Source organism: Streptomyces sp. NPDC001153 (assembly GCF_053598315.1).
Genome location: NZ_JBSFJZ010000001.1, coordinates 164,549 through 182,525, shown reverse-complemented (window position 1 = coordinate 182,525; position 17,977 = coordinate 164,549). Strand labels below are relative to the sequence as shown.

Genomic DNA, 17,977 nt, shown 5'->3' with positions numbered 1-17,977 from the left:
CCGCCCGGCACCGCGCGAGGCGTTTTTCCCGCCCGGAACCGGCGTCCCCCGTGGGGTAGTGTGGGCGTCCGGTCGCGGACGGTGCACCGGCAGCGGTGACCGCGAGAGCGCCCTGAATCCCCGCGCTCCGAAAGGCTTTCGGCCCCCATGTCCTCTCCTGGTTCCCTGTCCTCCTCTTCCCCCGCCGCTCTCGTCTCCGCCCTGCGCGCCGCCGGGTGTGTCTTCGCCGAGGACGAGGCGGAGTTGATCCTCGCCACCGCCCGCACGCCCGGGGAGGCGGCCTCCATGGTGGAACGGCGCGCCGCCGGGCACCCGCTCGAACACATCCTGGGCTGGGCCGAGTTCCACGGAGTGCGCGTCACGGTGGAACCAGGAGTGTTCGTCCCCCGACGCCGTACCGAGTTCCTGGTCGACCAGGCGCTGGCCCAGGCGCCGCGGGCGCGCGTCGTCGTGGACCTGTGCTGTGGCTCCGGCGCCCTCGGCGCGGCCCTCGCCGCCGCCCTCGACCCGGCCGAGGTGCACGCCGCCGACATCGACCCGGCCGCCGTACGCTGTGCCCTGCGCAACCTCGCCCCCTTCGACGGCCGGGCCCACCAGGGCGACCTCTACGACGCCCTGCCCGCCGCACTGCGCGGCCGTGTCGGCATCCTCGCCGCCAACGTGCCGTACGTCCCCACCGACGAACTGCCCCTGCTCCCGGCCGAGGCCCGCGACCACGAACCGCGCGTCGCCCTGGACGGCGGCGCCGACGGCCTGGGCGTGCTGCGCCGGGTGGCCGCCGGGGCACCCGAGTGGCTCGCACCGGGCGGCTGCCTGCTGACCGAGACCAGCGAACGCCAGGCACCGGCCGCCGTACGGGCCTTCGCGGACGCGGGACTGACGGCCCGTCTGGCGGTGTCGGAGGAGCTGTCCGCGCACGTGGTGATCGGCGTACGGCCCTGACTCCCCTCCCCGCTACGGCAGTTCCTGCGCCCGGGCGATGAGCAGGGCGACGTCGTCGTGGTTGTCGGGGTGGTGCAGGGTCCGCAGAAGGAAGTCGCAGGTCTCCTCCAGGGGGCGGGCCGGATCGTCGAGCAGGGACAGCAGGAAGTCCAGGCGTTCGTCCAGGGAGTGGCGGCGGGTCTCCACCAGCCCGTCGGTGTAGAACACCAGCTCGTCGCCGGGCTCGAAGTCCACGGTCACGGTGGAGAAGGCGATCCCGCCCACGCCCAGCGGCACCCCGGTCGGCAGGTCGAGCAGTTCCGGCGGCCGGCCCGGGCGCAGATGGGCCGGCGGCAGATGGCCGGCGTTGGCGATCCGGCACTGCCGCAGATGCGGATCGTGCACGGCGTACATGCAGGTCGCGATGGAGTGGTCCAGGGCCGACGTCGTCTTGTCCAGGTGCTCCAGCAGCAGCGCCGGGTCGAGGCCCAGGGCGGCCAGCGTGGTGGTCGCCGTGCGCAGCCGGCCCATGGTCGCGGCCGCGCTGAGTCCGCTGCCCATCACATCGCCCACCACGAGCGCGGTCTTGCCGCCCTCCAGCGGGATGACGTCGAACCAGTCGCCGCCCACCTCGCTGGTGGCCCCGGCGGGCTGGTAGCGGGAGGCCACCTCCAGGCCGGTCGTCACCGGCGGACGGCTGGGCAGCAGACTGCGCTGCAGGGTGAGGGCGGTGTTGCGGGCGTTCTGGTACCAGCGCGCGTTGTCGATCTGCACGGCCGCGCGGGCGGCCAGCTCCCGGGCCAGCAGGACGTCGTCCTCGTCGAACGGCGCCGGATTGCGGGTGCGCTTGAGGTCCAGGGCGCCGAGCACCTCGCCGCGCGCGATCAGCGGTACCGCGAGATACGAGTGCAGGCCCGCCCGGCCCAGCACCTCGGCCGCCTCGGGGGAGCGGGCGATGCGCGGCAGGTCCTCGTCCTTCACCTGCCGCACCAGCACCGCCTCGGCCGAGCGTACGCACTCGGTGATCAGCCGGTCGGGCCCGTACGTCGCGATCCGGCCGGGCGGGTCGGCGGCCCGTACCGCGTCCGAGCCGTCCTGCGGGCGCACCGCGAGGGCCCGGATCACCGCGGACTCCGACGGGCCGAGCGTGCTGGGCCGGCCGTCCACCACCGAGTCCAGCAGGTCCACGGCGGCCACGTCGGCGAGTTCCGGTACGGCGACCTCGGCCAGCTCGCAGGCGGTGCGGTCCAGGTCGAGCGTCGTACCGATCCGGGCGGAGGCGTCGGCGATGACCGCGAGCCGGCGCCGGGCGGCCTCCGCCTCCAGGGAGGCCCGGTGCTGCTCGGTGATGTCGGCCACCGAGATCGCCACACCGAGCACGTTGCCCATGGCGTCCTCGAGCCGGTACATCGAGTGCGCCCAGGTGTGGTCCTGGTCCGGGTCGGCGGGGGTGCGGCCGACCAGCGTGTTGTCGATCACGGGCTCGCCGGTCTCCAGCACCCGCCGGGCGTCGGCCTCCACGGGCGCGGAGTCCAGCATGGGCAGCACCTCGCGCATGGTGTGCCCCACGGTCTCACCGGCCGGCACCCCGTTGATCTTCTCCAGGGCGGGGTTGACCGAGACGTACCGCAGCTGGGTGTCCAGGACGGCGTAGCCGATCGGCGACTGCTTCACCATCCGCTCGGACAGCGCCACGTCCTGCTCCAGCCGCCGTACGGTCGACTGGTCGGCGCAGAGCCCGAGCGCGTACACGTCACCGCGGTCGTCCAACAGCCGCATGTTGCGGAACTCCACCAGACGGGTGCTGCCGTCCTTGTGCCGGATCGGGAAGCCGCCGGCCCAGCTCTGCCCGGTGCGCATCACATCGGCGAAGAGCTTGCCGACCAGCTCGAAGTGCCGCTCGTCGACCATGAGCCGGGCGGCGTACTGGCCGAGGGCCTCCTGCGCGCCGTATCCGAACAGCTCCTCCGCCTGCGGGCTCCACAGCACGATCCGGCCGGTGGTGTCCAGCACCACCGACGCCACGCCCAGCACGTCGAGCAGGCCGCCCGGCCGCACGGGCCCGCGCACGGGCTCGCCACCCGCCGTCACCGGAGCCCCGGCTGCACTCATGCCATGCACCGCCTTCGCCCGTCCGCACGGCACGTCCCCCGTGCCGACTCCCCTTGATCCACCGCGTTCACACCCGACTCTCCGACGTCGTCGCCGGTTACCACCACCATCTCTCACCACAGCGGTGCACGTCCGCCGAAGCCGTCACGCCGGGACCCGACCGCTTGCCCGGACATCCTGCACGTCCCCTGGGCGGACCGGGAGAGTTCACGCTCATGTTGCTGCATTGGCCTGTACATGACTAACGCGCCACGCCAGACTGTCCGCCGACCGAGTGTTCCCGCCCGCCCGCCTTGTGCCCCCATCCCGTCCGAGGAGTCGGCCATGCCCGCGTCCGCCCGGCAACGTTGTCACGCAGTTCTCACCGGACTCGTCACCCTCGCCACCGCCGCCGTCGTGTCCCTCACCGCGCCCGTGTCCGCCTCCGCGGCCGACACCTGGACCGAGACCGGCTCCGACCGCGCCCGGCCGCTGGACGAGAGCCAGGGACTGACCTCCGTCGAGGTCCCCGCGAACAGCCCCAACCGGTACACCGGTATCGGCACCATTCCCCTCAGCGTCTCCAGCCGGGGCTGGAACCACGTCGGCGACCCCGACGCCTCGTACAACGGCTACTACATCGAGCCCTACCAGCAGGACTCCGGCAACTCGAAGATGTACCGCGTGCAGGCGCCCGACGGCACCTGGTCGGAGTACGTCCACACGCTGAGCCCCGGCGAGGCCCTGAACAACTCCTGGGACGCGATCTCGCCCGACGGCCAGTGGATGCTCTCGGGCGAGTGGGGGACCATGAACCGCCTGCTGGTCTTCCCGACCCCCGGCGTCAACCCCTCCACCTCGCCCTCGGCGAACCTGCCGCAGGTCTCGAACGTCAACCTGGACCACGCCGTCCGTGACGTCCAGGGCTGCGACTTCTCCGGCCCCACCACCCTGCTGTGCTCCTCCGACGACCCCGACGGCAGCCTCTTCGGCATGACCAAGCCGCTGCTCCAGATCGACCTGTCGGCCCCGCCCAGCGGCTCGGGAGACGTCAGCGGCCATGTCACCGCCCTGCGCCAGCTGCCGCTGCGCAGTGCCTGCTCCGGAACGTTCGAGGTCGAGGGCATCGACTACGACCGCCGCACCGGCATCCTGCGCGTGATCGTGATGTCTCCGGGCTTCTGCATCCTGACGGACAGCAAGACGTACAAGTTCTCCCGCGGCTGACCGCGCCTGGGGTGTGCCGGGCGGCCGGTGGTGCTTTCCTGGGGATGGACGCGTTCGACGGGGTACTCCCTTCCACCGCGGCGCGGCACGAAAGGAGCGATCAATGGCACATACGGAGCGGTCGCACCCGGAAACCGTCACGGTGGAGATCAGCGGTTCCAAGGAGGACGCCCGCCTCGTCTTCGACGCGCTGGGCTCCTGCTTCGCCTCCGACCGGGGCGCGGACGAGATCCCTCAGCAGCTCCACGAGGTCCGGCCGATGGTGTGGCTCGGCACGTACGACGTCGCGGACGCCCGGGGGCCGGGCTGCCCGCCGGTCCACCTCGACGCGTCCGTCCAGGCGGACGTCCAGGGCGGCTACTGGGCGGTGGACCGGTTCCGGCACACCCTGGACTCGATGTTCACCGTCGAGGAGACCTGCACGGCCTCCGGCGACCAGGAGAGGGACCTGCATCTGCGCCTGCGCAGCCGCTGACCCTCCCGCGCACTACGGCAACGCCCCGGCCGGCTCCGCGTCGGCCGGGGCGTACTGCGCCTCGCCCTCGCCGAAGGACCAGTCGACGGGCGCGTTCTCGGTGACGGTGACGACGACATCGCGCGGCGGGGTGCCGGTGCGCTCGTGCACCAGCTCGGCGATCCGCCGGTAGAGCCCGCGCTTCAGTTCCGGGGAGCGCCCCGAGCGCATGGTGATGGCCACGAAGACCACCGAGTCGTCCTTGCGCAGGCCCAGGTGGTCGTCGTAGTGCAGGGTGCTGGTGGTGCCGTCGTGGCCGGTCAGTACCTGGAAGCGGTCGTCGGGCGGGACGCCGAGCGTCTGCACCAGGGCGTCCTGGACGGCCTGGCCGAGCGCGTCGAGGCGGGCGGGGTCGGTGCCGAGCGTGTCTATGCGGACGAAGGGCATGGTGGTACGTCCTCTCGGGGGGCGTCGGTTCGTTCCTCCTGAATGTACATACTAGTAGGTACAGAGTGGCCGGTGTCACCCCCGCCAGTTGTGCAACTAGTTGCATAAAGGCTCTGGCTTCCTCTACAACAAGAGGCGACGACACCGCGCACGGAGGGCCCGATGAGCCGTTACCCGCATCTGATGACCCCGCTCGACCTGGGCTTCACCACCCTGCCCAACCGCGTGCTCATGGGCTCCATGCACGTCGGTCTGGAGGAGGCCGAGCGCGGCTTCGAGCGCATGGCGGCGTTCTACGCGGCCCGCGCCCGCGGCGGCGTGGGCCTCATCGTCACCGGCGGCATCGCGCCCAACGAGGAGGGCCGGCCGTACGAGGGCGGCGCGAAGCTCACCACCGAGGCGGAGGCCGAGCAGCACAAGGTCATCACTGAGGCCGTGCACCGCGAGGGCGGCCGGATCGCGATGCAGATCCTGCACTTCGGGCGGTACGCCTACCACCAGGACCTCGTCGCCCCCAGCCCGCTCCAGGCGCCCATCAGCCCCTTCGTGCCGCGCGAGCTGACCGACGCGGACATCGAGCGGACGATCGACGACTACGCCCGCGCGGCCCGCCTCGCCCGGCAGGCCGGCTACGACGGCGTGGAGATCATGGGCTCCGAGGGCTACCTCATCAACGAGTTCATCGCCGCGCAGACCAACCGGCGCACCGACCGCTGGGGCGGCTCCTACGAGAACCGGACGCGTTTCCCCGTCGAGATCGTCAAGCGGGTGCGCGAGGCCGTCGGCGAGGACTTCATCGTCATCTACCGCCTCTCCATGCTGGACCTGGTCCCGGGCGGCTCCTCCCTGGACGAGGTGATCGCTCTCGGCAGAGCGGTCGAGGCCGCCGGGGCGACGATCATCAACACCGGCATCGGCTGGCACGAGGCCCGCATCCCCACCATCGCCACCTCCGTCCCCCGCGGCGCCTACACCTGGGTCACGAAGAAGCTCATGGGCGAGGTGTCCGTGCCGCTGGTGACCACCAACCGCATCAACACCCCCGAAATGGCCGAGGAGTTGCTGGCGGGCGGCTACGCCGACATGGTGTCGATGGCCCGCCCGATGCTGGCCGATCCCGACTTCGTCGCCAAGGCCGCCGCCGGGACGCCCGAGGCCATCAACACCTGCATCGGCTGCAACCAGGCCTGCCTCGACCACACCTTCAGCGGAAAGATCACCTCCTGCCTGGTCAACCCGCGCGCCTGCCACGAGACCGAGCTGGTGCTCTCCCCGACCCGGCTGAAGAAGCGCGTCGCGGTCGTGGGCGCGGGTCCGGCCGGACTCGCCTGCGCGATCTCCGCCGCCGAACGCGGCCACGCCGTCACCCTGTTCGACGCGGCGAGTGAGGTCGGCGGCCAGCTCAACGTGGCCCGCAGGGTCCCCGGCAAGCAGGAGTTCGACGAGACGCTGCGCTACTTCCGCCACCAGCTCGACGCGCACGACGTCGAGGTGCGCCTGGACACCTGGGTCACCGCCGCCGACCTGGACGGTTACGACGAGGTCGTGGTCGCCACCGGTGTCACCCCGCGCATCCCTGACATCCCCGGCGTCGACCACCCCCGCGTCGTCGGCTACCTCGACGTGCTCCAGGGCGGCGCGACCGTCGGCGACCGGGTCGCCGTCCTCGGCGCCGGCGGCATCGGCTTCGACGTCGCCGAGTACCTCACCGACGGCGGGGACAAGGCGAGCGAGGACCCGGAGACCTACTTCCGCGCCTGGGGCGTCGACATGGACTACCGGACGCCGGGCGGCCTCGCCGCGCCACAGCGGCCCACCCCGCCCCGCCAGGTGCACCTGCTCCAGCGCAAGACCACCAAGGTCGGCGCCGGGCTCGGCAAGACCACCGGCTGGATCCACCGCACCGAGCTCAAGCACCGCGGCGTGACCATGGTCCCGGGCGTCCGCTACGACCGGATCGACGACGCGGGCCTGCACATCACGGTCGGCGACGAGAGCACGGTGCTGGAGGTCGACACGGTGGTCCTGTGCACCGGCCAGGAGCCGCGCCGCGGCCTGTACGAGGAGCTGGCCGCCGCCGGGCGCAGCGTCCACCTGATCGGCGGCGCGGACGTCGCGGCGGAACTGGACGCCAAGCGGGCCATCAAGCAGGGCACGGAGCTGGCGGCGGCGCTGTAGGCCGCGCCGTACGGGCGATCCCTAGGATGAGGCCATGTCACTCCCGCACGCGATCCTCACCGCCCTGCTGGAAAAGCCGTCGTCGGGACTGGAGCTGACCCGCCGGTTCGACAAGTCGATCGGCTACTTCTGGTCCGCGACGCACCAGCAGATCTATCGCGAGCTGGGGAGGCTGGAGGCCGAGGGCCTCATCCGCGCCCTGCCGACGGAAGCGCCGGCCCGCGGGCAGAAGAAGAGCTACGAGGTCCTGCCCGCGGGCCGTGCCGAACTGGGTCGCTGGACCGCCGCCGCCCAGGACCCCAAGCCGCTGCGGGACACGCTCCTGCTGCGGCTGCGGGCCGCGGCGGTGGTCGGCACGGCGGGCCTGGACGCGGACCTGCGCCGCCATCTCGAGCTGCACCGGCGGCAGTTGGCCGAGTACCGGGAGATCGAGAAGCGCGACTTCCCGCCGGACCGGGACGCTCCCGAGGACCGGCTGCGCCATCTCGTGCTGCGGGCCGGCATCGACCTGGAGACCTTCTGGACCCAGTGGCTCACCCACGCGCTGGCCGAGTTCGCCGAACTGCCCGAGGGCGACTGAGCCGGGTTCGCGGACGGTGCGTCAGAGCCGGTACGGCTTCGAACGCCGGCGCAGGTACCAGCCCGTGGCGATGACCCCGGTGCCCACCAGGGCCGCGCCGATGCCCAGCGTCAGCGGGCCGTAGTCCCGGGCCGCACCGCCCAGGCCGCCCAGCACACCCCGGGAGGGCGCCGGCGAGGCCGTGGACGAGGTCGACGAGGTCGACGAGGTCGCCGTCGAGGTCTTCGGTGAGGCCGTCGAGGAGATCGTCGGCCCGGAGCCGGACGAGACGGTCACCGACTGGGTGCCCGCGGTGCTCCCGCTGGAGCACACCACGACCACGGTGTACGTCCCTGGGCTCACTCCCGACCAGGCCGCGGACTGGCTGACGGACGTGCCCGCCAGAGTCACCTGCCGGCCCTGGGCGAAGTTCGCCTGCTTGCTGGTGAGCAGGGCCGCGTTGCCCCAGCTGCCGTTGATCTCGGAGCACGCGCTGGTGACCACCGAGACGGCGGACCCCGTGGTGCTGACGGAGATGCCCGAGGCCGCGGCGGACGGCCCGGCGAGGACGGCGGGGAGCGCCGCGGCGGCCGCCAGGGCCAGACCGGAGCGGACGAGGAGTCGCGAGGTGTGCATGGGCTGGCCTCCGGCGGCACGGTCGGCGGTACGTCCCATGCGCCGCCGGGGGTCGGGAAACGTCCGTGCTGCCCGGGCAGCAGCCAACGTGGCCGCGGGGGCGGCCGCACCTGGAAGGAGGCCGGTCAGGTGACCGTGTCCCACGTCCGGCGCAGGGCGGTGCCCTCATGGCGGAGCCGTCTGCCGACCCGGTCCCGCGCCCTCTACGGGGCTGCCGTGGTCACCGTTCGCTCCGGCGACCAGCCGCCCCACGTGCCGTCCGGCAGCCGTGCCCGGAGCCGCACCCGGTGTTCCTCGCCGGCGGACCGGCCGACGTAGAAGCTGTAGCGCGACCGGCCGGTCGGTGGTGTGCCGCCCCACACCAGCGACGTCGCCGCGGTGCCGTCGAGCCGGATCTGGTACTCGGTGATCACCCCGTCCAGGCGCGGCGGGTCCCAGGACAGGTCGATGTAGTACGCCCCGCCGGCCCGGTGGGTCTTCGCGGTGAAACCGGTGGGCGCGGTGTTCCGGCCGTCGTCGGTGCCCGGGGTCGTGAGGCGGACCGGGGCGCTCGCGGGGGAGAGGTTGTCGGCGGCGTCGCGGGACCGCACGGTGAAGACGTAACCGGTGCCGGGGCGCAGTCCGGTGACCACGGTCGCGGTCTGGTTCCCGCCCACGCTGTGGATCTTCGCCCCGCCCTGGTACACGTCGTACGACGCCACGCCCCGGTCGTCCCGGGACGCGCCCCAGGACAGCTGGACCTCCCGGGCGCCGAGCACCCGCCCGGCGGGATGCGACGGCCGGGTGGGCGCCGAGCGGTCCGCCGGCGCCCCGGCCGGTGTCCGCGCCCGCACCGCACGGCTCGGCGGCCCGAGCCGCCCGTCGGTGTCCCGGGCCCGCACGGTGAAGACATACACGGTGGACGGCCTGAGCCTGGTGACGTCCACCATGTGCTGTGAACCCGGCACGTCCTCCACCTTTGTGGTGCCGCGATACACCTCGTAGGTGCGGACACCGGGGGTGTCCGGCACCGCGCTCCACATCACGTGCACGCTGGTGGCACTGCCCGCCTGTGCGGTGACCCCGGTCGGAGCGCCGGGTGCCCGGCCTTCGTCGCCTTCGTCGGCCTGGCTCCAGCCGCAGGACGTGACCAGCAGCAGGGCCCCGCAGAGCGACACGAGCGGCCATGGAGCGCGTCGCACGGCTCTGCCTCCCCCGGGACGGCGGATGGGTATCACGCAAAGGTCCGGACCAATATGGCGCGGCGGGTACGGCTCGGCAAGAGGGCCGCGCGAGTGACCGGCGCGAGGCCGCGTGGGTGACCGATCGGCGCCCGCGCGGGTGACCGTTGGGGGCCCGCGCTGGTGACCACGCCGGGGAGTTACGTATGCTGAGGCTCCCTGCGGCTGAACTGCCCGAGAGGACAGGGGAGTTCATGCCCTGTGGCGCGGACACGCTGTCGTCGCCGATCCCGCGCCGACGCGGGCGGCCGGGGGATCCGGACCGGCTCGGGCCCGGATCCCCGGCCCCTGTTGTCGAAGGCCACCGCTGCTCCTGCCGTGGCCCGGCCGATGTCCCTCCGTTCGACCTGCGGTTCCTTGTACGGCGTCCCTCACGGGGCGTCAGATGCTTGCTCCATCCGGCCGCTTCGGAGCGGCCCGTCCGGCCGGGGAGCGCGGATGCGCACCAGAGTGGGCTGGATGTCCGCCGCACAGCGGCCGGACGTCCGCCCCGTCCCCGACGAGAGGGTCCCTCATCGTGCGTGTCCCGACGCTGACGCCGGCCCTGGCCGGCGTCGCCCTGCTCGCCCCGGCCGCGCTGCACGTCCCGGCCGTGCTGCCCGCCCCGGCCGGCCCCGGCCCGGCCCGGGAACGGCCCGTGGCCCGCAGCAGCGAGGGCGCGGTGGCCGCCACCGAGCTGCTGGCCCGGCTGGGCGCATGCCACCGGATCTCCCGCGGCCGGTACCGCACCGACGCCGGCCGGCACCCGACCGTGCCCGTCTGCGGCACCCGAGACGCCGTCTTCTGGAAGGCCGACATGGACATCGACTGCGACGGACAGCCCACCGCCCGCTGCAACCGCCGCACCGACCCGCAGTTCGACACCATGACCGCCTACGATCAGTCCGACGGCCGCCATCTGAACGCGGAGAAACTGCCCTACATCGTGGTCCCGGCCCCCAGCCGCATCTGGAACCCCCGCAAGCACGGTGTACGCGGCGGCTCGGTCGCCGCCGTCGTCTACCGGGGCCGGGTGCAGTACGCCGTGGTGGGCGACATCGGCCCGCGCGACGTCATCGGCGAGGCCTCCTACGCCACGGCCCGGGGCCTGGGCATCCGGGCCGACCCGGACGGCGGCGGGGTGCCGTCCGGGGTCACCTACATCGTCTTCAGGAACTCCCGCGTGAACCGCATCGAGGACCACCCGGCGGCCGTGGCCGCGGGAGCGCGGCTGGCCAGGCTGTTCCTGGCGAACAGGTGACCGGCCGGCCCCGTGGTCGTGTCACACCTTGCGGTAGCCGTACGCCTCCGCCGCCGCGGCCTCCACCGCGTCCAGGCCGGCCCCCGTGGCGGCGGTGACCACCGCCGCCACCGCGCCCTCGACGAACGGCGCGTCCACCAGGCGGGTGCCGTCCGGCAGTTCGTCACCCTCGGCGATCAGGGCCTTCACGGTCAGCACGGCACTGCCGAGATCGGTGAGCACCGCCACCCCGGCGCCCCGGTCCACCGAGGCCGCCGCGGCGCGGATCAGCTCGGCGCTGGTGCCCAGCCCGCCGCCCTCGATACCGCCCGCCGGGGCCACGGGCACCGCCGGAGCCCCGCCCGCCAGGCCCTTCGCCAACTCGGCGACCGAGGCGGCCACTTCCGCGCTGTGCGACACCAGCACGATCCCCACCACCTTCTCGTCGCTCACCGTCCGCCCTCCGCCGCCTCTTCCAGTCCGGCGATGAGCAGCGCCGACGAGGTCGCCCCCGGGTCCTGGTGGCCGATGCTGCGCTCGCCGAGATAGCTCGCCCGGCCCTTGCGGGCCTGCAGCGGGGTGGTGGCCACCGCGCCCTCCTCGGCGGCGGCCCGCGCGGCGGCGAAGCCGTCACCGAGCGCGTCCACGGCCGGCACCAGGGCGTCGATCATGGTCTTGTCGCCGGGTGCCGCCCCACCCAGCGCCATCACCCCGTCCACCCCCGCGCGCAGCGCCGCGGCCAGCTGCTCCTCGCTGACCTCGGCGGCGTCGCCGAGAGCCTTGCCGGTCCGGCGCAGCAGCGTGCCGTACAGGGGCCCGGACGCGCCGCCGACCGTGGAGATGAGCTGCCGCCCGGCGAGGACCAGGACCGCACCCGGGGTGTCCGGCGCCTCCTTCTCCACAGCGGCCCGTACGGCGGTGAAGCCGCGCTGCAGATTGCTGCCGTGGTCGGCGTCCCCGATGGCCGAGTCGAGGGCGGTGAGCCGCTCCGCCTCACGGTCGACGGACACGGCGGTCGCCGCCATCCAACGGCGGAAGAAGTCGGCGTCGAGCACTGGATCTCCTTGCGTGGTAGGGGTGGTGACCGGCGTGCTGCGGGTGATGGGCGCCTCGTCCGCCGTATCACATCCCCCACCGCAGCGCCGGGGTCTTCACTGGCGCCTCCCACAGCCGCAGCAGCTCCTCGTCGATCTGGCAGAGCGTCACCGAAGCGCCCGCCATGTCCAGGGAGGTGACGTAGTTGCCGACGAGCGTGCGGGCCACGGCGACGCCGCGCTCGCGCAGCACCCGCTGCACCTCGGCGTTGAAGCCGTACAGCTCCAGCAGCGGGGTGGCGCCCATGCCGTTGACCAGCACCAGCACGGGGCTGCGTGGCGGCAAGTCCTCCAGGATCACGTTCACCGCGAAGTCGGCGATCTCCCCGGACGTCATCATCGGCCGCCGCTCCCGGCCCGGCTCGCCGTGGATGCCGATGCCCAACTCCAGCTCGCCGTCGGGCAGATCGAAGGTGGGGCTGCCCTTCGCCGGGGTCGTACAGGCGCTGAGCGCGACACCGAAACTCCGCGCGTTCTCGTTCACCTGACGCCCGATGGACTCGACCCGCTCCAGCGGCTGCCCCTCGGCCGCGGCGGCGCCCGCGATCTTCTCCACGAACAGCGTCGCACCGGTGCCGCGCCGCCCGGCCGTGTACAGACTGTCCGTGACCGCCACATCGTCATTGACGAGCACCTTGGCGACCTGGATGCCCTCGTCCTCGGCCAGTTCGGCCGCCATGTCGAAGTTGAGCACGTCGCCGGTGTAGTTCTTCACCACGAACAGCACGCCGGCGCCGCTGTCCACGGCCGCCGCGGCACGCACCATCTGGTCCGGCACCGGGGAGGTGAACACCTCTCCGGGGCAGGCGGCGGAGAGCATGCCCGGGCCGACGAACCCGCCGTGCAGCGGCTCGTGCCCCGACCCGCCACCGGACACCAGCGCGACCTGCCCGGCCACCGGTGCGTCCCGGCGGACGATCACCCGGTTCTCCACGTCCACGGTCAGATCGGGATACGCGGCCGCCATCCCGCGCAGCGCGTCCGCCACGACGGTCTCGGGCACGTTGAACAGCATCTTCACGGGTACCTCCTGGTGAGGCCGGCAGATGGGCCTCTGGTCAGTATTTTTGCTGGTACTGACGCTGACTCGATGCTGACTTTCGTGACAGAGCGTCAGTCATTGTCGGTGATCGGTGGCGTTGTGGTGGAAGCCCTGCTGTCGGCAGTATCGACCTTGCGGCAGCGAAGGTCACGTGCGGCGGAGCCGAGGCGTGCGATTGCGCAGAGGGAGCAGCCCTAGCGCGCGGCGTTCGGCGGTGCCCAGGACGACGAGTGCGGTGTTGTCCAGCACCTCCGCGAGCGCCCGCGGCGCACGGCTCATGTGACAGTAGTCCGCGAGCGCGGAGGACAGGCGGTGGCCGTCCACGGGCCCGGCGGAGAATGCCAGGAACGCAGCGGGGTCCGCGCCCACGGGTGTGTCGTCGGCGGCCTCATCGTCCCGGACCGGCCAGGAGTCGTAGCTGTGGGCGCGGACTCCGTCACGCCACACCTCCAACTCCAGCCGGTCACCGTCGCCGGCTGCCCGTGCTGCGCAGATGGACCGTCAGCGGGGCTGGGGGCACAGGGACCGCACGGGTGACGGCCGCCTGGTGGAGGCGGCCGCCCGTCCCGTCTACCGGAGGTATCGGCCTTGCGGCAGCGAAGGTCCAGGAGCCCCAGACCCTAGCCGCACGTCAGCGTCGGCATCGCCCAGTCGCCGTGGTCGTTGCCGTTGCCGTCGCCGGCGTCACCGACCCTGAGGTCGACCACCTGGGCGCCGCTGACGTCGACGTCGATCGGCACCGCGGCCTGTTTGCCCCGGATCGGCGGCGTGGTCACCAGGGCTCTGCCGTCGGCGATCACGGAGAACGTCACCGTTCCCGCACCACCTGTCTCGTCGTCGACCCCGACGTCCGCCGTCAATCGCGAGCACCGTCCGGCCAGGTAGAGCTCGACGTCGCTGACCGAGTTGGTGCCCAGGCCCTTGGCGTAACCGACGCCGGCGATGCTGATCGGACGGCCGTCCCCGGCCGCCTGCTCGCCGACGCTGCTGTCGCGCTCCACCGGCCCCCACCCGTTGGTGGAGGACAGGAACGGCAGGTCGCTCACCGCGCTCTTCCCGGCCGGCGGAGCCGGCGGGATCCCGCCGACGATGCGCTCGTCACCGCCGGCGGCCTGCCGTCCGTTCTGCACGTAGTGCACCGTGGCGGTGAGTGCCGAGGCGGAGGGCAGCGTCCCGCTCGGTGGCTGGACCTTCCAGGCGAAGGTGGCCGATCCGCCGGGTCGCACGCGCTGGACCGACGTGGGGCCGGTGGCACTCACGCTCCAGCCGTCGGGCGCGGAGAGCGAGGCCGTCAGCCGCGAGGCGGGCACTCCGTCCTTCGGCACCCGCACCGTCGCCTCGGCCGCGAAGACCTGTCCCGGCTGCGCGGTGTCCGGCACGTCCAGGGCGACATCCGCCCCCGGACGCTTCGGCATCGCGTACTTCCGGTGGTCGTAGCGGGGGCTGTCGTTCTGCGCGACGCGCAGGGACGAGGCATAGCTGCCGTAGTTCGTGAGCGAGACCTTGCCGAGCCCGCCGGTGCCGCCGTCCAGGTTCCACACGGCGATGGCGATGGTGTTCCGGCCGTTCGGATTCAGGATCCCGTCGGGCACCGGGAACGTGCTCTGCGGGCCGAGGTAGTTGACGTAGTTGCCGACCTGCCAGCCGTTCACGAAGATCGTGGCACGGTACCTGCGTGACGGGTCGTCGGTGAACGTCAGCCCGAGCGAGGTGTCCTGGCCGTGCGGCAGGTCCAGGTTGACGTCGGTGCGGTACCAGGAGACCCCGGGACGGGTGTCGGCCGTCGGCAGGGACACCTGGTTCCAGTCGCCGTCAGGGTAGCCCGGCAGGGACCAGCCGGCGCGCTCGCCGTACAGGCCGCCCGTCGAGAGCGGGCCGCGCACCGGGTCCTGCAGGTCCTCACCGCCCCGTACGCCCTGCAGCCGCCAGGTGGCGGAGGTCAGCGGCGCCCCGACGAAAGAGGCGCTGGTCAGGCCGCGCGCGGTCTTGTTGCCGTTGGTCGAGTCGTAGTCCTCCTCGTGGCCCATGTTCACGGTGAGCACGGAGACGACGTTGTCACCCGTGGGCTTCACCGAACCGGCCGGGAAGGTGAGGTCGGCGCTGCCTGTGGTGGAGCTGCCCAGGAAGGTGCCGTTGAGCCAGGCGGAGAACGCCTGCGCCTTGCCGCCGGAGTCCGAGACCAGGTGGATGCCGGTCTCCTTGCCGGTGGCGCGGAAGCGGCCGCGGTACCACGTGGTGCCGGTGTGGAAGCCGTAGTCGTCCGCGTAGAGCACCGGCAGCGAGTTGACGCCGGAGACGCTGTTGGTGGTCGTCCTGTCCGCCACCAGCCAGCTGGAGTCGTCGAAACCCGGGGCCGCTTCGGGGGACTCCTCGGCATGCTTCCAGTTCGTCAGCGCCGGCAGGTGTATCGGGGCGGCCACCGGTATCTTCCCGGTGAGGCTTCCCGTGTCGGTGGCCTGGGTGTCCAAGGTCCCGCCGTTCCAGGTGACGTGGTCGGCGGAGGTGAACACCTCGATGTTCTCGTCATCGGCGTTGTCGCCGGTCAGGGCCACGGTGTGGCCGCCGTCCAGGCTGGTCGCCGTCCGCAGCAGGTGGGTGCCGCGCACGAGCACCGGGCCACTGGCCGTGTCCTGGCGCCAGAAGGTCTCCGCCGTGGCCTTGTCGCCGACGAGCAGCAGCACCGGGCGGGATCCGCCGCCGCTGATGCTGATGCGGATCAGGCCCTTGTGCGTGTAGTTGAGCCGCACGTCACCGGTGGTCGCGTCCCAGGTGGTCGTGACCGCGCCACCGCGGGCGGTCACGGTGGGCTTGGAGGAGTAGCGAAGGACGGTCTCGCCGTCGCTTTCCGGGTCGCCGTAGAGCACGGCGACATCCCGGTTGCCGATGGTCGCGTTGGTCATGATCTCCGAGGTCGAGTACTGCAACCGCGCGTCCCCGAGCCGGTAGTTCGCCACGATCACGTGCGAGTCGCGTCCGTCGAGCGTGATCGCAGTGCCCGGCTGCTGCGGCACGACCGGGTAGGTCGGCTGCGAGGCAGCGGCCGTCGGCACGTCGATGGCGTCGATGGCCACGTAGTTGTCCGTGGACCCCGAGCTGTGGTTCCCGTCGACGACGATCTTCAGCGTGTGTGCTCCGGGTATCAGGCCGGTCTTCTGGAAGACCACCGCCTGGTTCTCGCCGCCGGAGTCGTCGACCGTCGCCACCTTGGTGCCGTCGAGGTAGACGTCGGCGTAGCCGTGGTTGTTCGTCTTCGAGCCGATCCAGCGGATCGCGGTGCCGTCGAAGGGGACGGTGACCGAGTCACCGGCCTTGGCGGAGAACGACTCGGTGTGCTTGTAGTCGCCGCCGGTGTAGCTCTGGTCGGCCACGTGCGACCACGAACCGGTGTACTGCAGCGCGGAGTCGGGGTCGTCCCAGGTGTAGGTGGTGTCCGCGGACGGCTGGGCGTTGAAGTCCAGCGAGATGTGCGTCCCGTCGACCGCCGTGGACGTGGAGTTCCCGTGCCGCAGGACGTGGAACTGCGTCTTGGTGTCGGGGTTCATCCGGGCGGTGTCGACGACCGCCGGGTCGTCCGGCGGCGTGGCCCTGATCGCCTCGGTCTTGGTCAGCGGGGCGACCGACTGCGTGAAGTACCCGATCAGTTTGTCCTCGTAGTACTTCGGATCGAGCCGGCGGTTCTCGCGGATGGCGGCCCCGTAGTCGTACGACGTGTAGTTCTCCGGCATGCCCAGCCAGCCCCAGTTGGTGCCGCCGTAGGTCATGTAGAAGCTCTGCGCGGTGGCACCGACGGCTATGTTCTGCTTGTAGAACACGTTGGCGAACCGGTCGTTGATCAGCTGGGCGCACTTGTCGTAGCCCGGCCCGCCCCAGGGGTCGAAGGCGCCGCCCTGGAACTCCGGCGAGTACAGCGGCCTGCCGGCCGGGTGGTCGTAGCCGATGTCGGGTACGCCGTTCCACTTCGAGGGGTTCGAGCAGTTGAAGCCCTGCGGGTAGGAGTCCGGTCCGTCGACGTCCAGGGCACCCGTACCGGAGTTGAAGGTGCCGTTGTTGTTGCCGGTCAGCGGTACCGTGATGCCGTCGGCGCGGGCCTTGTCCTCCAGGTGCTTCATGTAGGAACGGCCGGCGGTGGAGCCGTTGTAGTACTCGTTCTCGACCTGGTAGGCGATGACCGACCCGGTGCCGTTGGTCAGCTGGTGGCGGGCGATGATCCGGTCGATCCGGGTGAGCCACTCGTCCGCGTACTTCAGGAACTGCGGGTCGTCACTGCGGTTGTGGCCGGCCTTGGTGGTCATCCAGCCGGGCAGGCCACCGCTGTCGACCTCCGCGTTGATGTACGGCGCCGGGCGCGCGATCACGTAGAGCCCGGCCTCCTGGGCCATGTCGAGCAGCTTGTCGACGTCACGCACCCCGCTGAAGTCGTACACCCCCGGCTTCGGCGAGTGGTATCCCCAGTCGAAGTACAACGAGGTGGCGTTGAACCCGGCGGCCTTCATCTTCTGGAAGATGTCGCGCCACAGGTCCGGACTCGGGAGCCGGAAGTAGTGGAACTCGCCGGACCACAGGTAGGTGCGCCTGCCGTCGACGAGGAACGAGTAGCCGTCGAAACTCACCGTGTGTGCCCGCGGACTTGCGGCAGGCGCGGCGGCGGGTGCCCGCCCGCCGCTCTCCCGCGCCGCGGCGGGCGCGGGCATGCCGGCCGCCAGGGCGATGGTCGCGGCCGTCGCGAGGACCGCTCTCCACCCCCGACGGCGACCGGGTCTCGCAACCTCTGAACCGATCCGATCACTCCGCACTGCGGCCTCCCCACCGACTGAGCAATCAGCATCAAACAGACTCAGGCAAAGTCGAACAGTAGAGCCGCACAAGGCTCAACACAATGGGGCGGGAGA

General features: G+C 72.0%; 15 protein-coding genes. 6 read left to right on the top strand and 9 right to left on the bottom strand.

What is annotated here, in order from left to right:
* Positions 1-147: 147 nt before the first annotated feature.
* Positions 148-942, top strand: coding sequence for a putative protein N(5)-glutamine methyltransferase (locus ACWDEN_RS00800; RefSeq protein WP_450856536.1), 795 nt, complete (start codon positions 148-150; stop codon positions 940-942).
* Positions 943-954: 12 nt separating this feature from the next.
* Here the strand turns inward: ACWDEN_RS00800 and ACWDEN_RS00795 are convergent, their stop codons facing one another.
* On the bottom strand, positions 955-3,033 hold the full coding sequence (locus ACWDEN_RS00795; protein WP_450856534.1) for a SpoIIE family protein phosphatase: 2,079 nt from the start codon (positions 3,031-3,033) through the stop codon (positions 955-957).
* A 324-nt stretch (positions 3,034-3,357) separates the two neighbouring features.
* Between ACWDEN_RS00795 and ACWDEN_RS00790 the strand changes: the two genes are divergently transcribed.
* Both ACWDEN_RS00790 and ACWDEN_RS00785 read left to right on the top strand, forming a co-directional pair.
* Positions 3,358-4,239, top strand: a complete 882-nt coding sequence (locus ACWDEN_RS00790) for a hypothetical protein (protein ID WP_450856532.1) — start codon at positions 3,358-3,360, stop codon at positions 4,237-4,239.
* Positions 4,240-4,342: 103 nt separating this feature from the next.
* Entirely contained in the window at positions 4,343-4,714 is a 372-nt protein-coding gene (locus ACWDEN_RS00785) for a hypothetical protein (protein WP_351604009.1), read from the top strand.
* Positions 4,715-4,726: 12 nt separating this feature from the next.
* Here ACWDEN_RS00785 and ACWDEN_RS00780 read toward each other — a convergent pair whose 3' ends face one another.
* On the bottom strand, positions 4,727-5,140 hold the full coding sequence (locus ACWDEN_RS00780; protein ID WP_450856529.1) for a tautomerase family protein: 414 nt from the start codon (positions 5,138-5,140) through the stop codon (positions 4,727-4,729).
* Positions 5,141-5,302: 162 nt separating this feature from the next.
* On the opposite strand from ACWDEN_RS00780, the gene ACWDEN_RS00775 reads away from it, so the two are divergent.
* Positions 5,303-7,318 (top strand): NADPH-dependent 2,4-dienoyl-CoA reductase, encoded by a 2,016-nt coding sequence (locus ACWDEN_RS00775; protein ID WP_351604005.1) that lies wholly within the window; start codon positions 5,303-5,305, stop codon positions 7,316-7,318.
* A 34-nt stretch (positions 7,319-7,352) separates the two neighbouring features.
* On the top strand, positions 7,353-7,898 hold the full coding sequence (locus ACWDEN_RS00770) for a PadR family transcriptional regulator (RefSeq protein ID WP_351604003.1): 546 nt from the start codon (positions 7,353-7,355) through the stop codon (positions 7,896-7,898).
* 21 nt (positions 7,899-7,919) lie between these two features.
* Here ACWDEN_RS00770 and ACWDEN_RS00765 read toward each other — a convergent pair whose 3' ends face one another.
* Positions 7,920-8,513, bottom strand: a complete 594-nt coding sequence (locus tag ACWDEN_RS00765) for a hypothetical protein (protein ID WP_351604001.1) — start codon at positions 8,511-8,513, stop codon at positions 7,920-7,922.
* A gap of 203 nt (positions 8,514-8,716) precedes the next feature.
* A complete protein-coding gene (locus tag ACWDEN_RS00760) occupies positions 8,717-9,694 on the bottom strand; it encodes a fibronectin type III domain-containing protein (protein WP_450856526.1) in 978 nt (325 codons plus the stop codon).
* A gap of 556 nt (positions 9,695-10,250) precedes the next feature.
* Between ACWDEN_RS00760 and ACWDEN_RS00755 the strand changes: the two genes are divergently transcribed.
* Entirely contained in the window at positions 10,251-10,973 is a 723-nt protein-coding gene (locus ACWDEN_RS00755; protein WP_450856524.1) for a glycoside hydrolase family 75 protein, read from the top strand.
* A gap of 21 nt (positions 10,974-10,994) precedes the next feature.
* On the opposite strand, the gene ACWDEN_RS00750 is transcribed toward ACWDEN_RS00755, so the two are convergent.
* The 5 genes from ACWDEN_RS00750 to ACWDEN_RS00730 all read right to left on the bottom strand — a co-directional run bounded on the left by ACWDEN_RS00750 (position 10,995) and on the right by ACWDEN_RS00730 (position 17,779).
* Entirely contained in the window at positions 10,995-11,405 is a 411-nt protein-coding gene (locus tag ACWDEN_RS00750) for a PTS-dependent dihydroxyacetone kinase phosphotransferase subunit DhaM (protein ID WP_351617171.1), read from the bottom strand.
* Positions 11,402-12,007: a dihydroxyacetone kinase subunit DhaL gene (gene dhaL / locus ACWDEN_RS00745; protein WP_450856522.1), complete on the bottom strand. Its 606-nt coding sequence runs from the start codon at positions 12,005-12,007 to the stop codon at positions 11,402-11,404. Before dhaL ends, ACWDEN_RS00750 begins: the two co-directional genes overlap by 4 nt.
* Before the next feature lie 67 nt (positions 12,008-12,074).
* The gene (gene dhaK / locus ACWDEN_RS00740) at positions 12,075-13,067 is read right to left on the bottom strand and encodes a dihydroxyacetone kinase subunit DhaK (RefSeq protein WP_450856520.1); all 993 of its coding nucleotides are present in this window, start codon (positions 13,065-13,067) and stop codon (positions 12,075-12,077) included.
* Positions 13,068-13,235: 168 nt separating this feature from the next.
* Positions 13,236-13,535 (bottom strand): hypothetical protein, encoded by a 300-nt coding sequence (locus ACWDEN_RS00735; protein WP_450856518.1) that lies wholly within the window; start codon positions 13,533-13,535, stop codon positions 13,236-13,238.
* Between the two features lie 173 nt (positions 13,536-13,708).
* Positions 13,709-17,779, bottom strand: a complete 4,071-nt coding sequence (locus tag ACWDEN_RS00730; protein WP_450856516.1) for a beta-galactosidase — start codon at positions 17,777-17,779, stop codon at positions 13,709-13,711.
* Between the last annotated feature and the right edge of the window lie 198 nt (positions 17,780-17,977).